The organism is Chryseobacterium sp. SIMBA_029 (genome assembly GCF_046535275.1).
In the GTDB taxonomy this organism is placed as follows: domain Bacteria; phylum Bacteroidota; class Bacteroidia; order Flavobacteriales; family Weeksellaceae; genus Chryseobacterium.
In genome coordinates, this window is the sequence record NZ_JAWRXA010000702.1 from 1 (window position 1) to 246 (window position 246).

1 protein-coding gene is annotated in these 246 nt (G+C 63.0%); it reads right to left on the bottom strand.

The features are described from left to right. A partial coding sequence (locus tag SB679_RS25755) for a helix-turn-helix domain-containing protein (RefSeq protein WP_410705208.1) occupies nt 1-246 on the bottom strand: 246 nt, incomplete at both ends.

The window sequence follows — 246 nt, forward strand, 5'->3', positions numbered from 1 at the left end:
ATGTCGCGACGCGTACGCGGTAGATGGGCTTGTCGTCGACCGTTACGGTCTCGACATATCCCGCTTCGGCGAGGTGCTTGAGCTGCTCGCGCACGCCGCTATCCGAGATGCCGCACATGAAGGCAAGCCGTTGCACGGTCGAATTCGCGTCGCCCGTCGATTGCACAGCGAGGTGCGACAGCGCGAGCAGAACCAGCTTCTGCATGCCGCGCAGTTCGATGCGCCAGGCGAGGTTTGTCAGGTGGT